General features: G+C 70.4%; 23 protein-coding genes and 1 riboswitch. Of the genes, 4 read left to right on the top strand and 19 right to left on the bottom strand.

Annotation, left to right across the window (positions count from 1 at the left end):
* Positions 1-68 precede the first annotated feature (68 nt).
* Entirely contained in the window at positions 69-512 is a 444-nt protein-coding gene (locus ACZ5D2_RS33950; protein ID WP_371678889.1) for an SRPBCC family protein, read from the bottom strand.
* Between the two features lie 100 nt (positions 513-612).
* On the bottom strand, positions 613-1,395 hold the full coding sequence (locus tag ACZ5D2_RS33945; protein WP_371678888.1) for a metallophosphoesterase family protein: 783 nt from the start codon (positions 1,393-1,395) through the stop codon (positions 613-615).
* Positions 1,396-1,659: 264 nt separating this feature from the next.
* Between ACZ5D2_RS33945 and ACZ5D2_RS33940 the strand changes: the two genes are divergently transcribed.
* Complete coding sequence (locus ACZ5D2_RS33940) at positions 1,660-3,456, top strand: AMP-dependent synthetase/ligase (protein ID WP_468934802.1); 1,797 nt, start codon at positions 1,660-1,662, stop codon at positions 3,454-3,456.
* Between the two features lie 24 nt (positions 3,457-3,480).
* Here ACZ5D2_RS33940 and ACZ5D2_RS33935 read toward each other — a convergent pair whose 3' ends face one another.
* The 7 genes from ACZ5D2_RS33935 to ACZ5D2_RS33905 form a co-directional block, all read right to left on the bottom strand.
* Positions 3,481-5,094, bottom strand: coding sequence for a GMC oxidoreductase (locus ACZ5D2_RS33935; protein ID WP_371678886.1), 1,614 nt, complete (start codon positions 5,092-5,094; stop codon positions 3,481-3,483).
* 115 nt (positions 5,095-5,209) lie between these two features.
* The gene (locus tag ACZ5D2_RS33930) at positions 5,210-6,352 is read right to left on the bottom strand and encodes a glycosyltransferase family 4 protein (RefSeq protein ID WP_371678885.1); all 1,143 of its coding nucleotides are present in this window, start codon (positions 6,350-6,352) and stop codon (positions 5,210-5,212) included.
* Positions 6,353-6,375: 23 nt separating this feature from the next.
* Complete coding sequence (locus tag ACZ5D2_RS33925) at positions 6,376-7,530, bottom strand: hypothetical protein (RefSeq protein ID WP_371678884.1); 1,155 nt, start codon at positions 7,528-7,530, stop codon at positions 6,376-6,378.
* A 25-nt stretch (positions 7,531-7,555) separates the two neighbouring features.
* Positions 7,556-8,608, bottom strand: a complete 1,053-nt coding sequence (locus ACZ5D2_RS33920; protein ID WP_371678883.1) for a C40 family peptidase — start codon at positions 8,606-8,608, stop codon at positions 7,556-7,558.
* A 246-nt stretch (positions 8,609-8,854) separates the two neighbouring features.
* Positions 8,855-9,895 (bottom strand): C40 family peptidase, encoded by a 1,041-nt coding sequence (locus tag ACZ5D2_RS33915; protein WP_468934796.1) that lies wholly within the window; start codon positions 9,893-9,895, stop codon positions 8,855-8,857.
* Positions 9,896-10,178: 283 nt separating this feature from the next.
* Complete coding sequence (locus ACZ5D2_RS33910) at positions 10,179-11,543, bottom strand: NYN domain-containing protein (RefSeq protein WP_371681296.1); 1,365 nt, start codon at positions 11,541-11,543, stop codon at positions 10,179-10,181.
* A 39-nt stretch (positions 11,544-11,582) separates the two neighbouring features.
* Complete coding sequence (locus tag ACZ5D2_RS33905) at positions 11,583-11,822, bottom strand: hypothetical protein (protein ID WP_371681295.1); 240 nt, start codon at positions 11,820-11,822, stop codon at positions 11,583-11,585.
* A 124-nt stretch (positions 11,823-11,946) separates the two neighbouring features.
* Between ACZ5D2_RS33905 and ACZ5D2_RS33900 the strand changes: the two genes are divergently transcribed.
* Positions 11,947-12,750, top strand: a complete 804-nt coding sequence (locus ACZ5D2_RS33900; protein ID WP_468934793.1) for a rhomboid family intramembrane serine protease — start codon at positions 11,947-11,949, stop codon at positions 12,748-12,750.
* 38 nt (positions 12,751-12,788) lie between these two features.
* The gene (locus ACZ5D2_RS33895; RefSeq protein ID WP_008738815.1) at positions 12,789-13,070 is read left to right on the top strand and encodes an Lrp/AsnC family transcriptional regulator; all 282 of its coding nucleotides are present in this window, start codon (positions 12,789-12,791) and stop codon (positions 13,068-13,070) included.
* Between the two features lie 291 nt (positions 13,071-13,361).
* On the opposite strand, the gene ACZ5D2_RS33890 is transcribed toward ACZ5D2_RS33895, so the two are convergent.
* The 6 genes from ACZ5D2_RS33890 to ctaE all read right to left on the bottom strand — a co-directional run bounded on the left by ACZ5D2_RS33890 (position 13,362) and on the right by ctaE (position 20,627).
* The gene (locus ACZ5D2_RS33890) at positions 13,362-14,756 is read right to left on the bottom strand and encodes an aminotransferase class V-fold PLP-dependent enzyme (RefSeq protein ID WP_468934790.1); all 1,395 of its coding nucleotides are present in this window, start codon (positions 14,754-14,756) and stop codon (positions 13,362-13,364) included.
* 232 nt (positions 14,757-14,988) lie between these two features.
* A riboswitch (SAM riboswitch) is annotated at positions 14,989-15,105 on the bottom strand.
* Between the two features lie 102 nt (positions 15,106-15,207).
* Positions 15,208-16,272, bottom strand: coding sequence for an anthranilate phosphoribosyltransferase (gene trpD / locus ACZ5D2_RS33885; RefSeq protein WP_371678879.1), 1,065 nt, complete (start codon positions 16,270-16,272; stop codon positions 15,208-15,210).
* A 164-nt stretch (positions 16,273-16,436) separates the two neighbouring features.
* Complete coding sequence (gene qcrB, locus ACZ5D2_RS33880; protein WP_371678878.1) at positions 16,437-18,068, bottom strand: cytochrome bc1 complex cytochrome b subunit; 1,632 nt, start codon at positions 18,066-18,068, stop codon at positions 16,437-16,439.
* A complete protein-coding gene (gene qcrA / locus ACZ5D2_RS33875; RefSeq protein ID WP_468934785.1) occupies positions 18,065-19,123 on the bottom strand; it encodes a cytochrome bc1 complex Rieske iron-sulfur subunit in 1,059 nt (352 codons plus the stop codon). The genes qcrB and qcrA overlap by 4 nt, the downstream gene beginning before the upstream one ends.
* Positions 19,120-19,929 carry a cytochrome bc1 complex diheme cytochrome c subunit gene (gene qcrC / locus ACZ5D2_RS33870; protein WP_468934782.1) on the bottom strand — a complete coding sequence of 270 codons (810 nt, stop codon included), beginning with the start codon at positions 19,927-19,929 and terminating at the stop codon, positions 19,120-19,122. The genes qcrA and qcrC overlap by 4 nt, the downstream gene beginning before the upstream one ends.
* A gap of 77 nt (positions 19,930-20,006) precedes the next feature.
* Entirely contained in the window at positions 20,007-20,627 is a 621-nt protein-coding gene (gene ctaE, locus ACZ5D2_RS33865; RefSeq protein ID WP_030233195.1) for an aa3-type cytochrome oxidase subunit III, read from the bottom strand.
* A gap of 199 nt (positions 20,628-20,826) precedes the next feature.
* Here ctaE and ACZ5D2_RS33860 point away from each other — a divergent pair, with 199 nt between their 5' ends.
* Positions 20,827-21,231, top strand: coding sequence for a hypothetical protein (locus tag ACZ5D2_RS33860; RefSeq protein ID WP_371678875.1), 405 nt, complete (start codon positions 20,827-20,829; stop codon positions 21,229-21,231).
* 73 nt (positions 21,232-21,304) lie between these two features.
* Here the strand turns inward: ACZ5D2_RS33860 and ACZ5D2_RS33855 are convergent, their stop codons facing one another.
* The 4 genes from ACZ5D2_RS33855 to ctaC all read right to left on the bottom strand — a co-directional run bounded on the left by ACZ5D2_RS33855 (position 21,305) and on the right by ctaC (position 25,762).
* Entirely contained in the window at positions 21,305-22,552 is a 1,248-nt protein-coding gene (locus ACZ5D2_RS33855; protein ID WP_371678874.1) for a L,D-transpeptidase, read from the bottom strand.
* Between the two features lie 116 nt (positions 22,553-22,668).
* Positions 22,669-23,067: a cytochrome c oxidase subunit 4 gene (locus ACZ5D2_RS33850; RefSeq protein WP_030233183.1), complete on the bottom strand. Its 399-nt coding sequence runs from the start codon at positions 23,065-23,067 to the stop codon at positions 22,669-22,671.
* Positions 23,064-24,794 (bottom strand): aa3-type cytochrome oxidase subunit I, encoded by a 1,731-nt coding sequence (gene ctaD, locus ACZ5D2_RS33845; protein ID WP_030233181.1) that lies wholly within the window; start codon positions 24,792-24,794, stop codon positions 23,064-23,066. Before ctaD ends, ACZ5D2_RS33850 begins: the two co-directional genes overlap by 4 nt.
* A complete protein-coding gene (gene ctaC / locus ACZ5D2_RS33840; protein ID WP_371678872.1) occupies positions 24,791-25,762 on the bottom strand; it encodes an aa3-type cytochrome oxidase subunit II in 972 nt (323 codons plus the stop codon). Before ctaC ends, ctaD begins: the two co-directional genes overlap by 4 nt.
* Positions 25,763-25,860: the final 98 nt, after the last annotated feature.

Below are 25,860 nucleotides of genomic sequence, written 5' to 3'. Positions count from 1 at the left end.
GGCCTTCCTCGTTCTGGACGCGTCCGGGTCCGGACGCGCCGTGCGCGACGCGTCCGGGGCGGGGTCCGTCAGGAGGAGGTGGCCTCGACCCGCTTCTTCAGGCCGGCCAGCGCCCGGTCGATGATGACCTTCTCGGCCTTGCGCTTGATCATGCCCAGCATCGGGATCTTGACGTCCACGGTCAGCTGGTACGTGACCTCCGTGCGTCCGCCCTCCAGGGCCGCCAGCCGGTAGGAGCCGTCCAGCTGCCGCAGCATCTGGGACTTGTCCAGGGTCCAGCTGACCTCGTCCGCGCCCTTCCAGCTGTAGGCGAGGGTGTGGTCGTCCTTGATCGCGCCCGCGTCCAGCAGCAGCCGGACCTTCGCGGCGCGGCCCTCGGCGTCGGTGGCCAGTACCTCGGCCTCCTTCACCTCGCCGGTCCACTCGGGGTAGCGGGCGAAGTCGGCGATCACGGCCATGACGTCGGCCGGTGCGGCCTCGATCGTGATGCTAGAGCTGGTGTGTTCCGCCATCGCGGTCGCTCCTCCGGGGAGTGTTCGACAAGTGTGCGGGCGGCCCCCGGCCGCCGCGTGAAGGCTACCGCGCGTGCGGGTCCCGCCACTCCAGCACCTCTCACCACTCCAGGGCCCACGGCCGCCCGGTGGCCGCGAAGTGGCCGACGTTGACGCACTCGGTGCCGCCGATCCGGGCCCGTCGCGCCAGCGGCTGGTGGACGTGCCCGAACAGCGCGTAGCGCGGCCGGGTCCGCCTGATGGCCGCCAGCAGGGCCTCGCTGCCCCGCTCGAAGCGGCGCGCGACGGTGTCGTAACAGAGCTCGGGAACCTCCGGCGGGATGTGCGAGCACAGCACGTCCACCTCGCCGAGAGCCTCCACCTTGGCGGCGTACTCGTCCTCGTCGATCTCGTAGGGCGTGCGCATCGGCGTGGGCAGGCCCCCGCCGACGAAGCCGAAGACGCGGCCGCCGATCTCCACGCGCTGCCCGTCGAGCACGGTGGTACCGGGTCCGGCGTACTCGGGCCACAGACCCGGCATGTCGACATTGCCGTAGGTGGCGTACGTGGGACTGGGGAAGGCGGCGAACATCCGCGCGTACTGGCGGCGTACCGCTTCCTCGATCAGCCGCTCCCTGTCCAGCCCGTCCCACAGGCTTCGGCCGAATTCCCTCGCCTCCGCGAACCGCTTCGCGGTGCGCAGGGCGACGATCCGGTGGGCGTTCTCGACGCCGAAGAGGTCGGGGAAAATGCCGCGCGAGTGGTCGGCGTAGTCGAGGAACAGCACCAGGTCACCGAGGCAGATGAGCGCGTCGGCGCCCTCGCCGGCCCGGGCCAGGGCCTCGGTGTTGCCGTGGACGTCGCTGACGACGTGGACCCGCGTACGACTCTTCGTGCCACCCATGCCGCCACCCTAGGGGCGGCGGGCCCGGCCCGGTAGAGGGTGCCCCGCAGGCGGCCGGACCTGCGGTTACTTCCGAGTCTCGAACCGCGTCGACTACTGTCGTCACGGCGGTTCCGGGCCTGGCGGTGTCTGGGCAATGTAGGGCGATGTACAGAATGTGACGCACGGAACATCTGGCCGGTTCCCTCTATCCGGAACCCACTACCGGTGGGTAACGTCCGGTCGGTCCACACGGTGGCGATGGCGCCCAGAGGAGCAGCAGTCTTGCGCGAGTTCAGCCTTCCGGCCCTGTACGAGGTCCCTTCGGACGGGAACCTGACGGATCTCATCCGCCGCAACGCCGCCCAGCATCCCGACACCGCCGTCATGAGCCGCAAGGCCGACGGCCGGTGGCAGGACGTCACCGCGACGGAGTTCCTCGCCGAGGTGCGGGCCACCGCCAAGGGCCTGATCGCCGCGGGCATCGCGCCCGGTGACCGGGTCGCCCTCATCTCCCGCACCCGTTACGAGTGGGTGCTGTTCGACTTCGCGATCTGGAGCGCGGGCGCCGTCACCGTCCCGGTGTACGAGACCAGCTCCGCCGAGCAGATCCAGTGGATCCTCGGCGACTCCGGCGCCGTCGCCGTCATCACGGAGAGCCCGGCGCACAGCACGAACGTGGCCGCCCTGCGCGACCGGCTGCCGGAGCTGCGCGAGGTCTGGGAGATCGACCAGGACGCCCTGGCCGCGCTGAAGACCGCCGGCGCCGGGATCACCGACGCCGAGGTGGACGCGCGCAGCGCCCTCGCGAACGCCGACGACCCGGCCACGATCGTCTACACCTCGGGCACCACCGGCCGCCCCAAGGGCTGCGTGCTGACCCACCGCAACTTCTTCGCCGAGTGCGGCAACGTGGTGGAGCGCCTGAGCCCGCTCTTCCGCACCGGCGAGTGCTCCGTGCTGCTCTTCCTGCCGGCCGCGCACGTCTTCGGGCGCCTGGTGGAGGTGGCGGCCGTGCTGGCGCCGATCCGGCTGGGCTGCGTACCGGACATCAAGAACCTCACCGACGAGCTCCAGTCCTTCCGGCCCACCCTGATCCTCGGTGTGCCGCGCGTCTTCGAGAAGGTCTACAACTCGGCGCGCGCCAAGGCCCAGGCCGACGGCAAGGGCAAGATCTTCGACGCGGCCGCCGAGACGGCGATCGCGTACAGCCGCGCGCTGGACGCGCCCGGCGGCCCGTCCTTCGGGCTCAGGCTCAAGCACAAGATCTTCTCGAAGCTGGTCTACGGCAAGCTGCACACGGTCCTCGGCGGGCGCGGCGAGTACGCGATCTCCGGCGGGGCCCCGCTGGGCGAGCGCCTCGGCCACTTCTTCCGCGGCATCGGCTTCACGGTGCTGGAGGGCTACGGCCTGACCGAGTCCTGCGCGGCCACGGCCTTCAACCCGTGGGACAAGACGAAGATCGGTACGGTCGGCCAGCCGCTGCCCGGCTCCGTGGTGCGCATCGCGGACGACGGCGAGGTGCTGCTGCACGGCGAGCACGTCTTCAAGGAGTACTGGAAGAACGAGACGGCCACCGCCGAGGCGCTGACCGACGGCTGGTTCCACACCGGCGACGTCGGCACCCTCGACGAGGACGGCTACCTCGCGATCACCGGCCGCAAGAAGGAGCTCATCGTCACGGCGGGCGGCAAGAACGTCGCCCCCGCGGTGATCGAGGACCGGATCCGCGCGCACGCGCTGGTCGCGGAGTGCATGGTGGTCGGCGACGGGCGGCCGTTCGTGGCCGCGCTGGTCACCATCGACGAGGAGTTCCTGGGCCGCTGGGCCGCGGAGAACGGCAAGCCGGCCGGGGTGACGGCGGCGGAGCTCCGCGAGGACGCGGAGCTGATCGCCGCCGTCCAGAAGGCCGTCGACGACGGCAACGCGGCGGTTTCCAAGGCGGAATCGGTGCGGAAATTCCGCATTCTGCCCGCCCAGTTCACGGAGGAGTCGGGTCACATCACGCCCTCGCTCAAGCTCAAGCGGAACGTGGTGGCGAAGGACTTCGCGGACGAGATCGAGGCCCTGTACCGGGGTTAGGCGCCACTGCCGGCCGGGACGTGGTCAGCGCGGGTCCTCGGCGAGGATCCGCTCCACGTTCCGTTCGGCGAGTGCGGTGATCGTCACAAACGGGTTCACGCCCAGCGAGCCGGGCACCAGCGAGCCGTCGACCACGTACAGGCCCCGGTAGCCCTTGGCCCGGCCGTAGGCGTCCGTGGCCTCGCCGAGGACGCAGCCGCCCAGCGGGTGGTACGTGAAGTCGTCGGCGAAGGGCCGGTTGCCGCCGAAGAGGTCGTAGCGGTAGATCGTGACGTTCCTGCGGTTGATGCGGTCGAAGAGGTTGCGGGCGGCGTCGACGGACGGGGTGTTCTGGTCCCGGGTCCACTGGAGCCGCGCCGAGTCGGTCGCGGCGTCGTAGGTGAAGTGGCCGCGCTCCGGGTTCTTGGTGATGGCCAGGTACATCGAGATCCAGTGCTCGATGCCCATCGGGAGCGGGGCGATCTCCGCGAAGACGGGGTTGGCCGCGTTGTCCCAGTCGTCGATGCCCATCGCCGGCATGGTGGCCTGGTTCGCTCCGACCGTGTCCCAGAGGTGGTTGGCGCGGGCGGTCATGACGTTGCCGTTGTGGCCCCAGCCGAGGCCGACCTTCTCGCTGAGGCCGGGCAGGGTGCCCTTCTCGCGGGCGCGCAGCAGGATCTCGGTGGTGCCGAGGCTTCCGGCGCCGAGGAACAGCTGCCTGCAGCCCAGTTCCCGGAGCCGGGTGATCTTTCCGGTGACGTCGCTGGTCAGCACGGTGAGGACGTACCCGCCGGCCGGGTCGGCGCTGACGCCGACCACCCTCTGCATCGTCTCGATGGTGACGTTGCCGGTGCCGAGGGCGGCGGCCAGATAGGTCTTGTCGACGCTCTTCTTGCCGTGGTTGTTGCCGTAGATGACCTCGCCGGCGAGGGCGGACTTCGTGGCGGTGCCGGCGGCCTCGCGCTTCATGTACTCGAAGTCGTAGACGTTGGGCACGAAGGTGGTCTTCAGGCCGGTGTTCTGGGCGTGCTTGCGCGAGACGCGGGCGAAGCGGTACCACTCCGTGGACTCGAACCAGGCCGGGTCGATGTCGTTGACGCCGAGCATGGCGCGGGCGCGCGGGTAGTAGGTCCCGTACATCTCGTCCGCGTCGACGCCGGGCAGCACCTCGGTGAAGTACGAGCGCTTCGGGGTGGGCGACATGCCGCCGTTGACCAGGGAGCCGCCGCCGACGCCGCGGCCGACGTAGACCGACATGTCCCCGTAGTTCACGCGGTCCAGGACACCGGGGTACGGGCTGATGTCCCGGTTGACGACGTCGAGCCAGAGGAACTGCGCGAGCGGGGCCTCGGTGCGGGTGCGGAACCACATGGAGCGCTGGTCGGGCGCGGAGGTGGAGGGGAAGACCTTGCCGTCGGACCCGGGGGTGTCCCACAGCCGCCCCATTTCGAGGACGACGGTACGCACCCCGGCCTGCCCGAGGCGCAGCGCGGCGACGGCGGATCCGTATCCGGAGCCGACGACGATGGCGGGGGCGTACTGTGCGGCGGCGGGTTCGACGGCGGCCGCGGAGGAGAGCCCGATGCGGGTGAATCCGAGAGCGGCGGCCGTCTGCAGTGCGGCGAGGCCGAATTGACGGCGCGTCAGCTTGGGTGTCATGGGCGCATGATGAGCGGATCGGGCCGAACCGGCCATAACCCGTGCTGCCACGCATGTGAGTGACAGTCGGACATGGCGCGAATGCGCCGGGCACCGCCGCCGGCCCGCGCGGCGGCTACAGCAGCTCGCGCAGGCGGTCGGCGAGCAGGTCCCAGCGCCACTTCTCCTCGACCCAGGCCCGCCCGCGCTCGCCCATCCGGCGCCGCAGCTCCGCGTCCTGGAGGAGGGCGACGATCCGCTCGGCGGCCTCCTCGGGGTCACCGCCCCGGACCACCCAGCCGGTCTCCCCGTCGAGCACCGCGTCCGGCGCCCCGCCCGAGTCGCCCGCGACCACCGGCAGGCCCGTCGCCGAGGCCTCCAGGTACACGATCCCGAGCCCCTCCACGTCCAGCCCGCCCCGCCGGGTCCGGCAGGGCATCGCGAAGACGTCCCCGGCGCCGTAGTGGGCCGGCAGCTCCGCCCAGGGGACGGCCCCGGTGAAGACCACGGAGTCCGCGACCCCGGTACGCGCGGCCAGCGCGCGCAGGTCCGCCTCGTACGGGCCTCCGCCCACGACCAGCAGCACCGCGTCCGGGACGGCCGCCAGGATCCGCGGCATCCCCTCGATCAGCGTGTCCTGCCCCTTGCGCGGGACCAGCCGCGAGACGCACACGACCACCGGCCGGTCGCTCAGTCCGAGGCGGGCCCGGACCTCGGCGCCGCCCGATCCGGGGTGGAAGGTCTTCTCGTCCACGCCCGGCGGGAGCTGGACCATCCGGTCGGCGGCCCGCTGCGTGAGCGCCGAGGCGATGCGCGAGCGCGTGTACTCCCCCAGGTAGGTCAGGGTGTCCGTGCCCTCGCCGATCCGCCGCAGCAGCTGCCGCGCGGCCGGGAGCTGCGCCCAGCCCGCCTCGTGCCCGTGGGTGGTGGCCACCAGCCGCCGCGCGCCCGCCCGGCGCAGTGCCGGGCCCATCAGGCCCAGCGGGGCCGCCGCCCCGAACCACACCGACTCGCAGCCGTGTTCGCGCAGCAGGGAGACCGCCCGGCGGGTCACCCGGGGCGTCGGCAGCAGCATGGTGGTGCGGTCGCGGACCACGGTGAAGGGCTGTTCGGCGTCGAAGGCGGCGGTGGCCTCGCGGCCCTCGGCCCCGTGCTTCCAGGTGGAGGCGTAGACGACGACCCGCTCGGGGTCGAGGCGCAGCGCCATGTTGTGCAGGAAGGCCTGGATGCCGCCCGGGCGCGGCGGGAAGTCGTTGGTCACGATCAGCGTCTTGTGCATCGCTGCCAACGTACCGGACGACGTCAGCCGAGCTCGTGCCGCAGGGCCTCCTGCCAGGCCCGCGTCAGTCCGGGCAGGTCCGTTCCCAATGCCCCGCCCAGGGCGGTGGGCAGGGGTTCGCGGCCCGCGTCCCCGTAGAGCCGTACGAGCGCCGCCTCGCCCCACCGCTCGGCGACGAGCCGGCAGGCGAGCCAGGCGCCCTCGTAGGCCCGCGCCATGGCCTGCGCGTCCCCGCCGAAGGCGAACGCGGCGTCGGAGGGGAGCGCGGGCGGCAGCTCGCCGGCCCGTACGGCCCGGCCCAGCGCGGGCGCCGCCTCGGCCGGGGTGGCGGGGGTGCCCCGGTAGGCGACCCAGTCGGCGAAGCCCTCGGAGAGCCACTGCGGGGTCGAGGCGGAGGTGGCGGAGCGGGTCGCGACGTGGGTGACCTCGTGGGTCAGGACCACGCTCCGGCCGGCCGCGCTGAGCTCCGCGTACCCGGAGGGGTTGATCACGACCCGGTCGGCGGGGGCCGGCGCGGCGCCCACCCGGCCGGTGGTGACGGCGCCCATGCCCCGGTACGCGTCGGCCGGCCGGCCCAGCAGCGCGGCCATCGCGTCCAGGGAGGCGGGGACCAGCACCACGGCCCGCCGTGCCCAGTCGCGCGGCCAGGCCGCGCTCACGGCGGGCACCGCCCGGTCGGCCTCCCCGGCGATCCCGGTCAGCGTCGCCGGGTCCTGGCCCACGCCGAGCACCAGGGAGTGCTCGCCCCGGACCACCGTCACCGGGCCCTGGTCCCACAGCTGGGGAGGGGCTCCGGGGGCGGGCCGGTCGGCGGTGACCCGCCAGGCGGCGCCCTCCCGCGTCAGCTCCACCTCGCGGGCCGACCCGGCGGGGGCGGCGTCGTAGCCGGTGAGCCGGTAGCGCAGCTCGGCCCGTACCAGGGCCCGTGCGCCGTCCGGCCGGACGGAGGTGACCTCGTAGGACCAGCCCTCCAGCGGGATCCCGGCGAGCCGCTCGGGCGGCCGGCGCGACCAGGCGGCCACGGCCTCCCGGATCCCGGCCTCCGCCGTGGTCCCGGCCGCCGCGGGGGTGCGGGCCGCCGGCCGCGCGCACCCGGCCACCGGCAGGCAGAGCAGCGGGCACAGCAGGAGCGGCAGCGCGCGCGGCAGCACGCGCGGGGATCGGCGGACCGGAATCATCAGCCGATCGTACGCACGGTCCGCCTCAGGGGCGGGTCACCGAGGACACCGGCATCATCCCGACGGGGTCGTAGCGCACCCGCGCACCCGGATAGGGGGCGTGCACCACCTGGCCGTTGCCGACGTACATGGCGACGTGGCTGGCGTCGGAGCGGTAGGTCACCAGGTCCCCGGGCCGGGCCTGCGAGAGCGGCACCCGCCGGCCCGCGTACCGCTGCGCCTGCGAGGTCCGGGGCAGCGAGACGCCCGCCTGGCGGTACGACCACACCATCAGCCCGGAGCAGTCGAAGCCGGAGGGGCCGGTGGAGCCCCACACGTAGGGCTTGCCGACGGCCGCGCGGGCCGCCATCACGGCGGTCATCGCCCGGCCGGAGGGCCGGCCGCCGCCGTCGTCGAAGGACAGGTCCGGCAGCACGTCGGCGCGGCCGCCCGAGCGCGAGGCCCGCTCGTAGTCGGCCCGCTCCGCCGAGGGCATCGCGTTGAGCAGCTGCCGGGCGGCGGCGAGCTTGGCCGTGACGGAGCGCTTCTGGGCGGCCACCTCGGTGCGCAGGGCCTCCAGTTCGGCGAGCTTGCGGGAGGCCTCCTGGCGCTGCTGGCCGATCCGGCGCTGTTCCTCGCGCAGTTCGCCGAGCCGGCGGGCCTGGCGGCCGCTCAACCGGTTGAGGACGGCGGACTTGTCGAGGTAGTCCCCGGGGTCGTCGGACAGCATCAGCTCGACGGTGGGGTCGAGGCCGCCGGAGCGGTACTGGGCTCCGGCGAAGGCGCCGAGGACCCCGCGCATGGTGTTGATGCGGTCCTGGCCGCGGGCCACCGCGTCCTGGGCCCGGCTGATCTCGGCGCGCAGCGCGTCGGCCTTCTCACCGGCCGAGTTGAACTTCTCGGTGGCCTGCTCGGCCTCCTCGAAGAGCCGGTCGACCTGGGCGCGGGAACCGGTGGAGGGGTCGTGCGGGAGCCCGGGGGCCGCCTGCGCGGACGCGCCCGCCAGGGCCACCGCGGCGGTGGCCGCCGCGGCGGCGAAGACGGTGACTTTGGTGCTCCGGTCCAGGCCGCTGAGCCCGGTCCGGCGATGGGACGCCACGTGGAACCGCTCCCTTGCGCTGCGCGGGGCCGGGTCCGCCCCCCGTGGACGGCCGAGTGCCGGGCTCCGCGCTGGCAGACAGTAGCGGCGCCACCACACGCCGACCAACGACCTCCGGCGGGCACGCACGGTGACGCCCCACCGGAGACGCAGGTCACCGATGGGGCGTGAGGTCAGGGCGGGTCCGCGTAATTCGCCCGGATGGGCGGTGTACGGCGCGTCTCCCCGGAGCCGGGGAGGACGGGATCAGCCGACGCGGACGCCGAACTGGAAGGGCATGTTCTTCATGGCCTCGTACCGGACGCCGCTCCTGGGGTTGGCGGCGTGGAAGACCTGGCCGTTGCCCGCGTAGAGGCCGACGTGGTGCAGGTCGTCGTAGAAGAAGACCAGGTCTCCGGGCTGGAGTTCGCTCATGCCGATGCGCGTGCCGTCGTTGATCTGGGTGAAGGTGGTGCGGCTGATCTGGACGCCGGCCTGCCCGTAGGCCCACTGCGCCAGGCTGGAGCAGTCCCAGTACGCCATGCCGGTGGAGCCCAGGTTGTAGCCCTTGCCCTCCTGGGTCACCGCTGCGGCGAGGGCGGCCGCGGCCCGCCCGGAACCCTTCACCGCACCGGGCTTGGCGCCCCCTCCGGCGGCCTTGGCGGCGTCCTCGCCCGCCTTGGCCTCCTCGTTCTTCAGCTGGCCGCGTTCCTCGGCGGTGAGCGAGTTGAGCTGGGCCTGGGCGGCGGCGAGCTTCTCCTGGGCGGTCTTCTTCTTCTCGGCCAGTTCCTTGCGGACGGCGTCGAGGTCGGCGAGCTTGCCGGAGGCCTCCTGGCGCTGCTGCGCGAGGATGCGCTGCTTGGCCTGGATCTTCGATATCGCCTCGACCTGCTTGCCGCTCAGCTGCTGGAGCGTGGAGGCCTTGTCGAGGTAGGTCTCCGGGTCGCCGGACAGCAGCAGCTCCACGGACTGGTCGAGGCCGCCGCCGCGGTACTGGGCGGTCGCCATCGAACCGAGGACGTTGCGCAGGCCGTTGAGCTCGTCCTGACCGCGTGCGACCTGGTCCTGGAGCTGGGCGATCTCCTTCTCCAGCTTGTCCTGGCGGTCCTTGGCCGCGTTGGCGTTCTCGCCCGCCTGCTCGGACTCCTCGTAGAGGGCGTCGACCTTGGCCTTGACCTCGTCCTTGTTCGGCTTGTCCGGGGCGGCCATGGCCGACTGGGAGGAGAGGGCGACGGCCGCGGTGGCCAGTGCCGTGAGGACGCTCACGCGGGTGCGGGTCGGCGGCTTCGGTCGACGGTGGGACGCCACGAACGTGAGCTCCTTCGGACTGGAGCCACCGAAGAGGGTCGCACTCGGCAGCGCACCTCCGCCCGCACCCCGAATGGATGAACGACCGCACGAAGGTTTGAACAGACCCTAGTGACCCGCCCGTGATGAGTTCAAATCCCCGTACGAAAAATTCCGCTTCCCGACCGGCTTCTTTACCGTCGGCGCACGCTGCGTACCGGCGAGTTGACGGTGCGTCCCCCGCACGCACCGCCAATTCCGGCATTGCACCCAGCGGTTACGAAAGGAACCAAGGGGGCATCGACTACGAAACCCTCGACAGCCGCTTCAGCAGCAGCGCCGAGGTCACCGGCCGGGCCCCCGCCTTCGCGACGCCGTCGGCCACCTCGCGGTCCGTGGAGACCACGACCACCGGCCGGCCGGGCGGCTCGGCCCGCACCAGCTGGCGGATCAGCTCGTCGGCCGTCACCCCGGCCTTGGAGAACAGCACCCGCACCCCGCGCGGCGGCGCGAGCAGCACCGGGGCCGCCAGCTCCGCCCCGTCGAAGACGCAGGTCATCTCGGCGCCCGTCTGCGCGGCCAGCATCGACAGCCCGCCCAGCAGCCGCAGCCGCTGCTTCTCCAGCGGCATCGTCGGATAGCCGGTCTTGGTCACGTTGTAGCCGTCGACCACCAGATGCGCCTGGGGCAGCGCCAACAGCTGGTCCAGCAGCGCCGGATCGGTCTCCGACAGGGCCCGCGCCGCGATGTCCTTCGGGGTCATCCGGCCCGGCTCGACCGCGTCCACGGTGTCGGCCGGACGCGTCGAGACCGGCGGCAGCGCCAGCTCGCGGCGCAGGCCCGCCGCCGCGTCCAGCACGGTGTCCAGCAGCAGCCGCAGCCGCATGTCCTCGATGCTGCGCCCCTCGCGGGTGGCCCGCCGCGAGGTCTCCAGCGAGGACTCCACCTCCGCGAGCCGGGACTTCAGGCGCCGGGACTCGCTCTCGGCGGCGGCCACCTGCACGGCCGCCTCGGCACGGATCCCGTCGACCTCGGCGGTCACCTTGCGCAGGGCCGCCTCGCCCCTCTTCACATCGCTCAGGGCACTGCGCAGCTTGCGCTGAAGCGATTCCGCTTCCTTGCGCGCGGAGTCCAGTTCGGCCCTCACCTGGTCGCCCCCGGCGCGCTGGTGCTCCCGCGCCTGGGCCAGCTCCGCGCGCAGCCGCTCCAGCTCCCGGCGGGTCTCGTCATCGACCCGCTCGGCGTCGGCGCGCTGGGCCTCCTCGCCCGCGGCGGCCACCAGCTTGACCCAGCCGGCCGGACGCAGCACGTACGCCGCGGCCGCCACGTCCAGCGGATCCGCGGCCGCGGGCGGGGCCCCGCCGTCCAGCGCCCCGGCCAGCTCCGGCTGCGCCTCGCGCAGCTTCTCCGCGACCCGGCTGCGGAAGACCCCGTCCGTCTCCACCGCGGCGGCCATGGCGTTGCCCGCGAACTTGGCGCGGCGGGTCGGGGTGAACCGGGCGTACTGCCGCAGCTGCGCCGGGAGGTCCGCGACCGTCAGTCCGCCGAAGGCGTCCGAGACGAGCGCGACGACCCGGCGCCGCACGCCCTCCGGCAGCGGGCGGTCGAGCACCTCGGCGGCGTCGCCGGCCACGTCGGCCGTCTCAGCGCCGCTTGCTGGCTCCACAATCCGTCACCCCTACCGTGATCTACTGTGGGCCCGGCTCCCTCAGGAGTCCGCGCCCGGCCTGTCCACGAGCTCGATCTGGTCCACCGCGTTGCACCAGCGACAGCGGACCGAGTCGATGGTCTCACTGACCACCTCGCGCTCCTCGACCTTGGGCTCCCCGGCGAGGTCCAGGTGGACGTACTCCACGACCTTCGACGAACGGGTGACGTCGAACCGCGTGAGGTTGCCGCACAACGTGCAGCGCCACCGGGTGGTGTCGGTCGGCTGGGGAACCGTCATCAGGTCGCTCTCTCCTTCGTAACTCATTCAATTAAAGCCTTCCGCGGCAGTGCACGGACCGCGCACGTAACCCTACGGCCTGGCACCGCCCTCGGGCGGGTCCGTCTGCGTCATGCTCTCTCGCATGATCGTAAAGTGGCTGGCGGTACGCGAGGCCGCCCGGGGCCCGGTGGTCACGTACGCACTGATCGCCGGCTGCTGCCTGGCCTTCCTGCTCGGCCCCGCCTCCGGCCTGAATCCGGCCTACGGCACCGGCGACCGGCTGCTCGCCACGGGGACGGCGTACTTCCGGCACTGGGGGGTGGTCCCCGACGAACTCTTCTCGGGGGCCGCTCGCCCGCTCCTCACCCCGCTGACCGCGCTGTTCGTCCACGGCAGCTGGCTCCACCTGCTCGGGAACATGCTCTTCCTGCACGTCTTCGGCGCGATGACGCAGGAGCGGATGGGCCGGGCGCCCTTCCTCGTCTTCTACGTCTGCACGGGGTACCTGGCGCTGGCGGCGTACGCGGCGGCCAACGCCTCCTCGGACCAGACCCTGGTCGGCGCCTCCGGCGCGATCTCGGCGGTCCTGGGGGCCTTCCTCTGCCTCTTCCCGAGGGCCCGGGTGACGAGCCTGTTCCCGTTCCTGCTCTTCCTGCCCCTGCGCTTCCCGGCCTGGATCGTGCTGATGTTCTGGTTCGTCCTCCAGTGGCTGGCCGCGCAACGCGCGGAGAGCGGGCCGGGGGTGGCCTACCTGGCGCACGTGGTGGGCTTCTCCGTGGGCTTCCTCTACGCATGGGCGCGTTATCGCCGTACCGGCAAGAGGCGCTCCGTCCTGGCGGAATGGCCGATCGCCCGGACGCGGCGCGGGCGCGCACCGGTCGACGGCGGGGGCGCAGGGGACGACGGCACGGGCTTTGGTGACCCTACGGATCACGTCTTAAAGTGAGGCGACCAGTGACGGCCCACCTAGGGAGACAGCCAGCCATGATCACCGCGATCGTGCTCATCAAGACCAGCGTGGACCGCATCCCCGAGATCGCCGAGTCCATCGCCGCGCTGGACAGCGTCAGCGAGGTCTACTCCGTCACCGGTACGTACGACCTGATCGCGCTGGTCCGCGTCGCCCGCCACGAGAACCTGGCCGACATCATCCCCGGCCGCATCAGCAAGATCCCGGGCGTCGAGGCGACCGACACGCACGTGGCGTTCCGCACGTACTCCCAGCACGACCTGGAAGCGGCGTTCGCGATCGGCCTCGACGCGTAGCGCCGGGCCGGCGGGGCCGCCGGGGCACGGGTCCCGCGCCCCGGTACCGGCCCCCTCAGGCTCCGCCGAGCCCCGGCATGCTTTCGCCCGGCCGGGCCGGGCAGCTCTCGGCCGGGCAGCAGACGTACCCGCGCAGCCGGTCCGCGAGACCGCGAGCGTCTCCGCCACGTCCCCGGGCCGACGGTGGACGTACTCCGCGCCCCACTCGTCCTCGCAGAGCACGTTCGCCGGGGCGATCAGCCGGCGCGGGCAGCCGGCAGCGGATCCCGGCAGGGCACGCTCCCCGGCGTTTCAGACGGCCGGAACGCAGCGGCCCTCTTCGGTGCGGTACTGCCACTTGGCGCCGTCCGCGACCAGTTCCCCGACGGCCCGGACGAACCGCTCGACGTGCTCGTCGGGGGTGCCCGCGCCGAAGGAGACCCGGATCGCGTTGAGCGAGCGCTCCCCCGGCGCGGCCTCCGGGGCGCCGCACTCGCCCGGCTCCTGCGGCTCGCTGCCGAGGAGGGTGCGGACCAGCGGGTGGGCGCAGAAGAGGCCGTCGCGCACGCCGATCCCGTACTCGGCGGACAGCGCGGCCGCGAAGTGCGAGCTGTTCCAGCCGTCCACCACGAAGGAGATGACGCCGACGCGCGGGGCGTCGTCCCCGAAGAGGGAGAGCACGCGCACGGCGGGGACGTCGGCGAGGCCCTCGCGGACCTTGGCGATGAGGTGGTTCTCGCGGGCGACCAGGTTCTCGAAACCCGCGTCCTTCAGGGCGCGGCAGGCCGAGGCGATGGAGTAGACGCCGATGACGTTCGGGGAGCCGGCCTCGTGGCGGGCGGCGGTGGTGTGCCACTCGACGTCGACGCCGCCGTCCTCGCGGCGGGCCACCTTGCGGGAGGCACCGCCGCCGGCCAGGTACGGCCGGGCCTCCTGGAGCCAGTCGGCGCGGCCTGCGAGGACGCCCGAGCCGAAGGGGGCGTAGAGCTTGTGGCCGGAGAAGGCGACCCAGTCCACGTCCAGCTCCCGGACGGACACGGGGTGGTGCGGTGCCAGCTGGGCGGCGTCCAGGACGATCCGCGCACCGTGGGCGTGCGCGGCGGCGGAAAGCTCCTTGACCGGCCACAGCTCGCCGGTGACGTTGGAGGCACCGGTGACGCACACCAGGGCGGGGCCGTAGGGCTCGCGGTCGGCCAGTGCCCGCTCCAGGGTGGCGACGGCCTCGGCCGGGGTGCGCGGGGCGTTGAGGTAGGTCACCTGCGCGTCGCCCCAGGGCAGCAGCGAGGCGTGGTGCTCGGTCTCGAAGACGAAGACCTGGCAGTCGGCCGGCAGGACGGCGGCCAGCAGGTTCAGCGAATCGGTGGTCGACCGGGTGAAGACCACCTGGTCGCCGGGGCGGCAGTCCAGGAACTCCGCGACGGTGACGCGGCTCTGCTCGAACAGGTCGGTGGAGAGCTGCGAGAGGTACCCGGCCCCGCGGTGGACGCTGCCGTAGTACGGGGCGTACGCGGCCACGTCGTCCCAGACCCGCTGGAGGGCGGGGGCGCTGGCCGCGTAGTCGAGGGCGGCGTAGGTGACCTCGCCGCCGGTGACGAGCGGGACGGTCACGTCGCGGCCGAGCACGGGCAGCGGCTGGGCACAGGCGGGGTCGACGGCGACATCGGTGGCGGTGGCGGCGGCGGCGGCGGAGTTCAGGAATGCGGACATGGCGGTGTCTCCCGGCAGGCAGGGCTGAATGGCTTCGGTGTGCCCGTACGCGGGTACGGCGGGACGCGACGGCGCCGGCCGGCCACAGGGGTACGGGAAGGACCTCGGAATGACGTGGGGGTACGCGTCGGCGACCCTGATCCGAGGGGTGAAGAAGGGGCGGAGTCGCCCTATCGCATTCGCTTGCTCACGGAAAAAGCTCCTCGAAGACCCAGGACCCCTGGTATCGAGGGATCCGCGCTTGCCGTAGACCTCGCTGCCTACGGCCTGGTCATCACCCGGGGCACCCCGCCACGGAAGGAGGGTTGCCGGACAGCAAGCCGGGGCCTAAACGCTGTCACTCGTGACCTGGTCAGCATCCTGCCACAAGATCCTCCACGCGCAAGACCCCGGTCCACGATGTGGACCGGGGTCTCCTTGCGAACGCCGCGCTCGCGCCGCGCCGCAGCGCCTAGGCGTTGCTGGCGGCGGCCCAGCGTTCCAGGGCCGCCCGGGCCGCGCCCGAGTCGATCGACTCGGCCGCCCGCGCGACGCCGGCCGACAGCTGCTCCTCCAGGGACCCGCTGCCCGGGTCCAGCGCCACCAGGGCCGCCGCCGAGTTCAGCAGGACGGCCTCGCGCACGGGGCCCCGCTCTCCGGCCAGCAGCCGGCGGGCGACGTCCGCGTTGTAGGAGGCGTCCTCGCCGCGGAGCGCGGAGACGTCCACGATCGGGATCCCGATGTCACGCGGGTCGAACGTCTGCTCGGTGACCGCGCCGTCACGGACCCACCACACCCGGGAGGTGGCCGTCGTGGTGAGCTCGTCCATGCCGTCGTCGCCCCGGAAGACCAGCGCCGAGGAGCCGCGCTCCGCGAGCACCCCGGCCACGATGGGGGCGACCCGGGCGTCGGCCACGCCCGTGGCCTGTGCGCGGACCTTCGCCGGGTTGGTCAGCGGGCCGAGGAAGTTGAAGGTGGTCCGGATGCCCAGCTCCTTGCGGGCCGCCGCCACGTGCCGCAGCGCGGGGTGGAACTTCACCGCGAAGCAGAAGGTGATGCCGGCCTCCTCGGCGACCTCCACGACCCGGGCCGGGGTGAGGTTGAGGTTGACGCCGAGCTTCTCCAGCACGTCCGAGGAGCCGCTCGCGGAGGACGCGGCCCGGTTGCCGTGCTTGACCACCTTCGCGCCGGTGCCGGCCACCACGAGCGCCGACATCGTGGAGATGTTGACGGTCTTGGTCCCGTCCCCGCCGGTGCCGACGATGTCCACCGTCCGGCCCGGTACCTCGATCAGATTGGCGTGATCGTACATGGCACGCACCATGCCGTTGATCTCCGCCACCGTCTCCCCCTTGGCCCGGAGCGCCACCATGAAACCGGCGATCTGCGCGTCCGTGGCCTCGCCCCGCATGATCCGGTCCATCGCCCAGGCGGTGTCGTCCGTGGTGAGGTCCCGGCCGGTCAGGAGGGCGTCGAGGAGGCCCGGCCAGCCACGGGCCGCCACGCTGTCGCCGCCTGCCGGGGTCGCAACGTTCATGGTCCGCTCCTGCTGCTCGGAAAAGTTCCACGTCGAATGGGAAGGATCTCAGCCTATCCAGCCCGGGAGACGGCGAAGAGCCCCGTCCAGTCACTGGACGGGGCTCTCACCGTGGCGACACCAGGATTGGCCGAAACCGATCCCTCAAGCTGTCATACCGGAGATCAGTGGTGGCCGTGGCCGCTCTGGATCTCCTTGTACTCCTCCACCGTGGGCTTCGGAATGTGGGTGTTCTCCCCGTAGAAGCCCTTGCTGAGCTTCGCGCGGAGCTTCTCGCCCGCCTTCACCTTGCGCTCGACGCCGTTCTCGTCGACCGTCGGGCCGACCTCGATCGGCTCGTACTGCGTGTGCGAGGTGAGGGTGTGCAGCTTGCCCTGCGAGAGCGGCTCGTGGACCTCGACGAACTCACCGTGCGGCAGGCGCTTGATGATGCCGGTCTCGCGACCGTGCAGCACCTTGTCGTGGTCCCGGCGCTGGAGGCCGAGGCAGATCCGCTTGGTGATCACGAAGGCGATGACCGGGCCCACGAAGAAGCCGATCCGCGCGAACCACGTGATCGAGTTGATCGACAGGTGGAAGTACTGCGCGAACATGTCGTTGCCACCGGCGATCAGCAGGATCACGTACCAGGTGAGCCAGGCGACACCGAACGCCGTACGGGTCGGGACGTTGCGCGGGCGGTCCAGGATGTGGTGCTCGCCCTTGTCCTTGGTGACCCAGGCCTCGATGAACGGGTACACCGCGATCGCGGCGAGGACCAGCGGGAAGATCACCAGCGGGATGAACACGCCCAGGACCAGCGTGTGGCCCCAGAGGTTGATCTCCCAGCCCGGCATGGCACGGATGAGGCCCTCGGAGAAGCCCATGTACCAGTCGGGCTGCGCACCGGTGGACACGTGGTCCGGGCGGTACGGGCCGAGCGCCCAGATCGGGTTGATCGACGCGAGCGCCGCGATGGCCGCGATGACACCGAAGACCAGGAAGAAGAAGCCTCCGGCCTTGGCCATGTAGACCGGCAGCAGCGGCATGCCGACGACGTTGTTGTTCGTCTTGCCGGGACCCGCGAACTGGGTGTGCTTGTGGTAGAAGACCAGGATCAGGTGGGCCACCAGCAGGCCCATCATGATGCCGGGCAGCAGCAGGATGTGGATCGAGTAGAACCGTGCGACGAAGTCGCCGCCGGGGAACTCGCCGCCGAAGAGGAAGAACGACAGGTACGTGCCGACGACCGGCACGGACAGGATCGCGCCCTCCATGAAGCGGACACCGGTGCCGGAGAGCAGGTCGTCCGGCAGGGAGTAACCAGTGAAACCGGTGAACATGCCGAGGACCAGCAGCAGGAAGCCGAAGACCCAGTTGACCTCGCGCGGCTTGCGGAAGGCACCCGTGAAGAACACGCGCATCATGTGCACGAGCATGGCCGCGACGAAGATCAGCGCCGCCCAGTGGTGGATCTGCCGGATGAGCAGACCGCCGCGGACCTCGAAGCTGATGTTCAGGGTCGAGGCGAAGGCCTCGGACATCTGGACACCCTGCATCGGCACGTACGAGCCGTGGTACACGACCTCGTTCATGCTCGGGTGGAAGAACAGCGTCAGGTACACACCCGTGAGGATGATGATGATGAAGCTGTAGAGGCAGATCTCACCCAGCATGAAGGACCAGTGGTCCGGGAAGATCTTGCGCATGTTGGACTTGGCCAGGCTGTAGATGCCCAGGCGGCCGTCCGCCCAGTCCGCTACGCGCTCGCCGGCCGGCGCTTTGCGCGCCGTGTTGGATTCGGTGGCAGTGCTCATCCGCGCTCCCAGAAAGCAGGACCGACGGGCTCTTCGAAGTCGCCGTGCGCTTCGAGGAAGCCTTCGTCATTGACGCCGATCCGCAGCTGCGGAAGCGCGTGACCGGCCGGGCCGAAGATGACTCGGGCGCCGTCGGAGAGGTCGAAGGTGGACTGGTGGCACGGGCAGAGCACGTGATGCGTCTGCTGCTCGTACAGGCTGATCGGGCAGCCGACGTGGGTGCAGATCTTGGAGTAGGCCACGATGCCCTCGTGGGACCACTCCAGCTCCTGCTTGTCCTTGATGTCCTCCGGCTTGATGCGGACGATCATCAGGGCGGCCTTGGCGATCTGCGTCTGGAAGTCGTGCTGCTCCTCCTCCAGGCCTTCCGGCCGGGCGAAGGTCAGCGAACCGACGAGCACGTCCTCGGGACGCAGCGGCTCGTTCGTGTTGTCGTTGATCAGCAGCTTGCCCTTGGCCCACACGGTCTTGCGCAGCTTGACCTCGGGCAGCGGGCCCAGGTCGCGCAGCAGCATGACGCCGGCGAGCGGCACCATGGCCATCGCGCCGATCAGGGTGTTGCGGATCAGCGGGCGGCGGGCGATGCCGGACTCGTTCGCACCGTCGGCGAAGTCCTGGAGGACCTTCGCCTTGACCTCGGCCGGGGCCGCGATCTCGTGGCGGTCGTCGGCGACCTCGACATCGGACATCAGGGTGCGGGCCCAGTGGACCGCGCCCGCGCCGATGCAGAAGAGGGCCGTGCCCAGGGTCAGACCGAGCGCGAAGTTCAGCGCGCTCACCTTCCCGATCGGGAAGATGAAGACGATCTTGTCGACCGGGAGGGTCACGTACGCGACGATGAAGCCGATCGTGGCCAGCATCGACAGCGTGAACAGCATCGCGACCGTGCGCTCGGACCGCTTGGCGGCCCGCTCGTCGATGTCCTGGATGCGCGGCTTGTGGACCGGAAGGCCCGGGTCGGCGAACGGATCGTCCGCGACCGCTACGCCACCGTGGTGCGCGTCGCCCTGCTCGCTCGGCAGGTGCTTCTCTTCGGGAATGTCTTGGCTACTCATGACTTCTTGGCCTTAGCGGTGTGGGCCGCGACCCAGACGGCGACAGCGATCAGCGCACCCAGACCGAAGATCCAGCCGAACAGACCCTCGGAGACGGGGCCGAGGCCGCCGAGCTTGAGGCCACCGGGGCTGGTCGACTTCTCGCCGTTGACGTTCTGGAGGTACGCGATGATGTCCTTCTTCTGCTTCTCCGGCATGGTGTTGTCGGGGAAGGAGGGCATGTTCTGCGGGCCGGTGAGCATGGCCTCGTAGATGTGCTTCGGCTCGACGCCGTCCAGGTTCGGGGCGTACTTGCCGAGCGTCAGGGCGCCGCCCTCGCCGGTGAAGTTGTGGCACTGCGCGCAGTTGTTGCGGAAGAGCACACCACCGTTGGCGATGTCGGCACCGGCCGGGTCGTACTGCTTCTCGGTGGGCGTGATCGGGCCGGCACCGAGCGACGCGACGTACGCGGCGAGCTGGTCGATCTGGGCCTGGGAGTAGATGGCCGGCTTCCTCGGCACCTGGGCGCCGGGCTGCTGGGCGGGCATGCGGCCCGTGCTCACCTGGAAGTCGACGGCCGCGGAGCCGACGCCGACCAGGCTGGGGCCGTCAGTGGAACCCTGACCGCCGGTTCCGTGGCAGCTTGCGCAGCCCACGGCGTAGAGCTTCTGGCCCTCCTCGATGGCGAGGGACTGGGCGGTTTCATCGGCCTGCGCCTTGCCCGCGGGCGCGAAGGCGGCGTACAGCCCCCCCGTGACCGCCAGCGCGAAGAGTAGAACGACGACCGCCGCCAGCGGATGGCGTCGTCGTGCGGAGAGCTTTTTCACGGATTACCCCGGTGTCAGGATCTTCTGCGTCGGTGTTTCTGGATGGAGTGCCGGGGCGGTGCCCAGCGACGTGTTCGCTACTTGATCAGGTAGATCGTGGCGAAGAGGCCGATCCAGACGACATCGACGAAGTGCCAGTAGTAGGACACGACGATGGCCGACGTGGCCTGTTCGTGGGTGAACCTCTTGGCCGCGTACGTCCGGCCGAGGACCAGCAGGAAGGCGATGAGACCGCCCGTCACGTGCAGACCGTGGAAGCCGGTGGTCAGGTAGAAGACCGAGCCGTACGGGCCTGACGAGAGAGACAAGCCCTCGTGCTTGACCAGCTCGGTGTACTCGAACACCTGGCCGCCAATGAAGATCGCACCCATGACGAACGTGATGATGAACCACGTCCGGAGCTTCTTCACGTCACCGCGCTCGGCGGCGAATACGCCGAGCTGGCAGGTGAGCGAGGAGAGCACCAGGATCGTTGTGTTCGTCGCCGAGAAGGGCAGATTCAAGGCCGAGGCCTGTTCTGTCCAGTACTCGGCGCCTGTCACGGATCGCAGGGTGAAGTACATCGCGAAGAGGGCCGCGAAGAACATCAGCTCGGAACTCAACCAGATGATGGTTCCGACGCTGACGAGGTTCGGCCGGTTGACCGTCGGGTGCGCGTGCCCGGTATCTACTGTCGTTGCTGTCGCCACGACCGACATTATGTCGGTCGCTTATCCCGCCCTCACCCCGGGGGGTGCCGTTCGGAGTGTCAGGGGCGTGTGCAAGGCCCGAACGGCCCATCAGATCCCCCTCCCGGCGTCTTGCGCGGGGCTGTCGGAACCGATGTTGACGGCCGGTCGGACGGAGTAGCATCCCGCGCAACATCAACGTGATTCACGTGACACGTGGAGGAACGAAATGCGGGCGACTGCGCGGGTTCTGGTCTACAGCGACGACGCGGGCACCCGGGAGCAGGTGCGGCTGGCGGCCGGGCGCAGGCCGGCGGCCGACCTGCCGCCGGTGGAGTTCCTGGAGTGCGCGACGCTTCCGGCGGTCCTCAAGGAGCTGGACGCGGGCGGCATCGACGCCTGTGTGCTGGACGGGGAGGCCGTCCCCGCCGGGGGCATGGGTGTGTGCCGGCAGATCAAGGACGAGATCTTCCGGTGTCCCCCGGTGCTGCTGCTGATGGGGCGCCCCCAGGACGCCTGGCTGGCCACCTGGAGCCGCGCGGACGCCGCCGTCACCCTTCCGGTGGACCCGGTCGAGTTCCCGGAGGCCCTGGCGGGCGTGTTGCGGACCCGGCTGAACTCCAGCGCCGCCTGAGCGGTTCTCCGGCCGGCTTCGCCTCCGGGGCCGCCCGCGTCGGCGGCCCCTTCGGCCCAGCCGGCCGTGGGGCTCAGACCTGGGGCCTGAGGCGGGCTTGGTCCATGGGGCTGCGGCCCTCCTGGGTACCCTTCAGGAGGGCGCTTCCCTCGCGCCAGTCCTTCCAGTCCATGTTCCAGTCGCCGTAGCCGTTCCCGAAGGTGTCCATGTCGTCGCCGATGCTGTTGATCACACGGACGATGTCGCCCTCGGTGATGTTCTCGTAGAACCAGGCGGCGTTGCCGGTGCTCATGCCGGTGCACCCGTGGCTGACGTTCTCGTAGCCCTGGGAGCCGACCGACCACGGCGCGGCGTGGACGTACTCGCCGCTCCACGTCACCCGGGTGGCGTAGTAGACGGGCAGGTTGTAGTACTCGCTGCCGCCGATGCCGACGGTGTCGCCGCGCATCTGGACGAAGTACTGCTTGCCCAGTACCACCTTGACCCCGTTGCGGGTGGAGAAGCCGGGCTTTCCGGTGGTCACCGGAATGGTGTTGATCACTTCTCCGTTGCGCTTGAACGTGAGGTAGTGCGAGGAGGCGTCCGTGGTGACCTCCACCCGGTCCCCGATCTCCAGCTTCAGCGGCTTGGAGGCGGCCCCGTGGAGCTCGTCGGAGATCCTGACGCCCTCCAGGTTGCTCTGCACGGAGACGGTGGAGTTGGCGGGCCAGTAGTCCTTCGGGCGGTAGTGCAGGTTCTTGTCGTCCACCCAGTACCAGGCGCCCTCGACGTTGTCCGGCGTGTCGACGACCAGGGCCCGTTCGATGATGGCGCGGGCGGCCTTGTCCTTGACCGGCTCGTTGAGTTCGGCCGTGATGGGCTGTCCGACGCCGTACTTGCCCTCGTCCGGGCCGAATTCGACCTTGAGGACCTTCTTGGCCGGGGTGGTGTCGAAAGCCAGCGTGCGCTGCCCTGGAGCGCCGCGTTCGTCCTCCGTGCTCACGGTGACCGTGTAGCGCACGCCCGCGGCCATGGGGACGGTGCTGTGCCAGCGGTCGCCCTTGGCGGAGAGTTCACCCGCCAGGCGCCGTCCGTGGGTGTCCACCGCCGTCACGTCGGTGATGCGCGCGGTCGTGCCCTTGACGGTGACTTCGAGCGGCTTGTCGGGGTCGGCGGGGCGGCCGCCGGTGGCCTGGTTGAAGGCGACGTGCTCGCCCGCGTCGTACGGGCGGACAGACAGCGGGTTCTTCTCGCCGGACCCGCATGCGGTGGCGCCGGCCCCGAGGGACGCGACCAGCAGGGAGCAGCTGAGTACCGTCCAAAGACGCGGTGAGTGGTTCATGCGACCAACGCTATGAAGATATGACAATTACGGCGCGCGGGGTGACTGCAAACGAGGGGCCCGGACTCCTCCGAAAAGGTGTCCGGGCCCCTCAGGTCCTGCTGTACGGCCGCGAACTACTGGTTCGCGTTCTCACCGCGGTAGTACTCGTACACCCAGCCCCACAGACCGATCAGGATCAGCGGCGCCGAGAAGTACATCAGCCACCAGCCGAAGATGACGCCCATGAAGGCGAAGGCGCCGCCGACGGCCAGCGAGAGCGGCTGCCAGCTGTGCGGGGAGAAGAACCCCAGCTCGCCCGCCTCGTCGGCGACCTCGGCCTCCAGGTTGTCCTGGGCCATCTCGTCCACGCGCTTGGCCGTGAAGGCCAGGTAGTAGCCGATCATGGCGCTCAGGCCGAAGGCCAGCGCGAGAGCGGTGGTTCCGACCGGCTCCTTCGACCAGACGCCGTACACGACGGTCATGATCAGGATGAAGGCGGCGAGCCAGAGGAACATCTTGCCCTGGATCTTCACTTGCCGGCCTCCTTGCCACCGGTGACGGCCTTGGTGCCGGCGCTGTGGTCCTCGAGGTGGTCGAGGGCCGCGATCTCCGGGTGGTGCAGGTCGAACGCCGGGGATTCGGAACGGATCCGCGGCAGGGTGAGGAAGTTGTGCCGCGGCGGCGGGCAGGAGGTCGCCCACTCCAGCGAACGGCCGTAGCCCCACGGGTCGTCGACCTCGATCTTCTTCCCGTACTTCGCCGTCTTCCAGACGTTGTACATGAAGGGCAGCATCGACAGGCCGAGCAGGAACGAGCTGATCGTGGAGATCGTGTTCAGCGTCGTGAAGCCGTCGGCGGCGAGGTAGTCCGCGTAACGACGCGGCATGCCCTCGACACCCAGCCAGTGCTGGACCAGGAAGGTGCCGTGGAAGCCGACGAACAGCGTCCAGAAGGTGATCTTGCCGAGGCGCTCGTCCAGCATCTTGCCCGTGAACTTCGGCCACCAGAAGTGGAAGCCGGAGAACATCGCGAAGACCACGGTGCCGAAGATGACGTAGTGGAAGTGCGCGACGACGAAGTACGAGTCGGAGACGTGGAAGTCCATCGGGGGCGAGGCCAGGATGACACCGGTCAGACCACCGAACGTGAAGGTGATCAGGAAGCCGATGGCCCAGAGCATCGGGGTCTCGAAGGACAGCGAGCCCTTCCACATGGTGCCGATCCAGTTGAAGAACTTCACACCGGTCGGTACCGCGATCAGGAAGGTCATGAACGAGAAGAACGGAAGGAGCACGCCGCCGGTCACGTACATGTGGTGGGCCCACACGGTCACCGAGAGGCCGGCGATCGAGATCGTCGCCGCGATCAGACCGATGTAACCGAACATCGGCTTGCGGGAGAAGACCGGGATGACCTCGGAAATGATCCCGAAGAACGGTAGCGCGATGATGTACACCTCTGGGTGCCCGAAGAACCAGAAGAGGTGTTGCCACAGCAAGGCGCCGCCGTTGGCCGCGTCGAACACGTGCGCACCGAACTTGCGGTCGGCCTCCAGCGCGAACAGCGCGGCGGCCAGCACCGGGAAGGCGAGCAGGACCAGGACACCGGTCAGCAGCACGTTCCAGGTGAAGATCGGCATGCGGAACATCGTCATGCCGGGAGCGCGCATGCAGATGATCGTGGTGATGAAGTTGACCGAGCCGAGGATCGTGCCGAAGCCGGAGAAGGCCAGACCCATGATCCACATGTCGGCGCCGATGCCCGGCGAGCGGACGGCGTCCGACAGCGGGGAGTAGGCGAACCAGCCGAAGTCGGCCGCACCCGAGGGGGTGACGAAGCCGGCCACCGCGATGGACGAGCCGAAGAGGTACAGCCAGTACGCGAACATGTTCAGCCGCGGGAACGCCACGTCGGGCGCGCCGATCTGCAGCGGCATGATCCAGTTCGCGAAGCCGGCGAACAGCGGGGTGGCGAACATCAGCAGCATGATCGTGCCATGCATGGTGAAGGCCTGGTTGAACTGTTCGTTCGACATGATCTGCGTGCCCGGACGGGCCAGCTCGGCGCGCATGAACAGCGCCATGATCCCGCCGATGATGAAGAACACGAACGACGTGACCAGGTACATCGTGCCGATGGTCTTGTGGTCGGTCGTGGTCAGCCACTTCACGACCACGTTGCCCGGCTGCTTGCGCCGCACCGGCAGCTCGTTCTCATACGAGTCGGCGGCGGCACCCTGGGATTCGTTGAGGATGCTCACAGTTTGTTCACTTCCGCATTCCGGGCCGGGTCAGTCTGCTTGATGCCGGCCGGGAGGAAGCCGGTCTGCCCCTTCTCCGCCAGCAGCTTCAGGTGCGCCCGGTACTCCTCCGGCGAGACGACCTTCACGTTGAAGAGCATCCGGGAGTGGTCGACACCGCAGAGCTCGGCGCACTTGCCCATGAAGATGCCCTCCTGCGAAGGGGTCACCTCGAAGACGTTGGTGTGGCCGGGGATGACGTCCTGCTTGAACAGGAAGGGCACCACCCAGAAGGAGTGGATGACGTCGTTCGACGACAGGATGAAGCGGACCTTCTCGCCCTTGGGGAGGTAGAGGGTCGGTCCCGGGTTGTTGGTCTCCGGGTTCCGGTCGCCGGGGACGCCCTTCTCGTAGACGCCTTCGGCGCCCTTGGGGAAGTCCTTGGTGAAGCGGTCCGGAATGGTGGCGATCTCCTTGGGGACCTCGCCCGCCTTCGGGGTGGCCGCATCGCCGTCGACGTTCTCGACGTAGTTGAAGCCCCAGCTCCACTGGAAGCCGACCACGTTGATCGTGTGGGCCGGCTTGGTGAGGGCGAGCAGCTTCGACTCGTCACGCGCGGTGAAGTAGAAGAGCACCGAGACGATGATGAGCGGGACCACGGTGTACAGCGCCTCGATGGGCATGTTGTACCGGGTCTGCGCGGGGACCTCGATCTTCGTCCGGCTGCGCCGGTGGAAGATGATGCTCCAGATGATCAGGCCCCACACCAGGATGCCCGTGATGAGAGCAGCTGCCCACGACCCCTGCCACAGGGACAGGATGCGAGGCGCCTCCTCCGTGACCGGATAGGGCATTCCGAGGCGGGGGAAGTCTTGCCAGTTGTACGAGCAACCAGTGGCGGTCGCCAGGACCACGCCCGCAGTCAGCGCCTGCAGCAGCTTCCGCCGCATCGGGCGCCGCGGCGAGCGGTCGGAGCCGTAGGGACTCACGTAGCGCCTTCCCGAGAGTCTCGGCCCGCGCGGCCGGCCGCGGCCGTGTTCGGGTCGGTCGCCGGCCCTGACGCAGGCAGGGGTTTGGATGTTTATGC

This window comes from Streptomyces sp. NPDC031479 (genome assembly GCF_055581065.1).
The sequence above is the reverse complement of the archived record's forward strand: the minus strand, read 5'-3'. Positions and strand labels throughout refer to the sequence as shown.

Coding starts and splice junctions, on each gene's coding strand:
- ACZ5D2_RS33950 (WP_371678889.1), bottom strand. CDS start 512: ATGGCGGAACACACCAGCTCTAGCATCACGATCGAGGCCGCACCGGCC.
- ACZ5D2_RS33945 (WP_371678888.1), bottom strand. CDS start 1,395: ATGGGTGGCACGAAGAGTCGTACGCGGGTCCACGTCGTCAGCGACGTC.
- ACZ5D2_RS33935 (WP_371678886.1), bottom strand. CDS start 5,094: ATGACACCCAAGCTGACGCGCCGTCAATTCGGCCTCGCCGCACTGCAG.
- ACZ5D2_RS33930 (WP_371678885.1), bottom strand. CDS start 6,352: ATGCACAAGACGCTGATCGTGACCAACGACTTCCCGCCGCGCCCGGGC.
- ACZ5D2_RS33925 (WP_371678884.1), bottom strand. CDS start 7,530: ATGATTCCGGTCCGCCGATCCCCGCGCGTGCTGCCGCGCGCGCTGCCG.
- ACZ5D2_RS33905 (WP_371681295.1), bottom strand. CDS start 11,822: ATGACGGTTCCCCAGCCGACCGACACCACCCGGTGGCGCTGCACGTTG.
- ACZ5D2_RS33900 (WP_468934793.1), top strand. CDS start 11,947: ATGATCGTAAAGTGGCTGGCGGTACGCGAGGCCGCCCGGGGCCCGGTG.
- ACZ5D2_RS33895 (WP_008738815.1), top strand. CDS start 12,789: ATGATCACCGCGATCGTGCTCATCAAGACCAGCGTGGACCGCATCCCC.
- ACZ5D2_RS33890 (WP_468934790.1), bottom strand. CDS start 14,756: ATGTCCGCATTCCTGAACTCCGCCGCCGCCGCCGCCACCGCCACCGAT.
- trpD (WP_371678879.1), bottom strand. CDS start 16,272: ATGAACGTTGCGACCCCGGCAGGCGGCGACAGCGTGGCGGCCCGTGGC.
- qcrB (WP_371678878.1), bottom strand. CDS start 18,068: ATGAGCACTGCCACCGAATCCAACACGGCGCGCAAAGCGCCGGCCGGC.
- qcrA (WP_468934785.1), bottom strand. CDS start 19,123: ATGAGTAGCCAAGACATTCCCGAAGAGAAGCACCTGCCGAGCGAGCAG.
- ctaE (WP_030233195.1), bottom strand. CDS start 20,627: ATGTCGGTCGTGGCGACAGCAACGACAGTAGATACCGGGCACGCGCAC.
- ACZ5D2_RS33860 (WP_371678875.1), top strand. CDS start 20,827: ATGCGGGCGACTGCGCGGGTTCTGGTCTACAGCGACGACGCGGGCACC.
- ACZ5D2_RS33855 (WP_371678874.1), bottom strand. CDS start 22,552: ATGAACCACTCACCGCGTCTTTGGACGGTACTCAGCTGCTCCCTGCTG.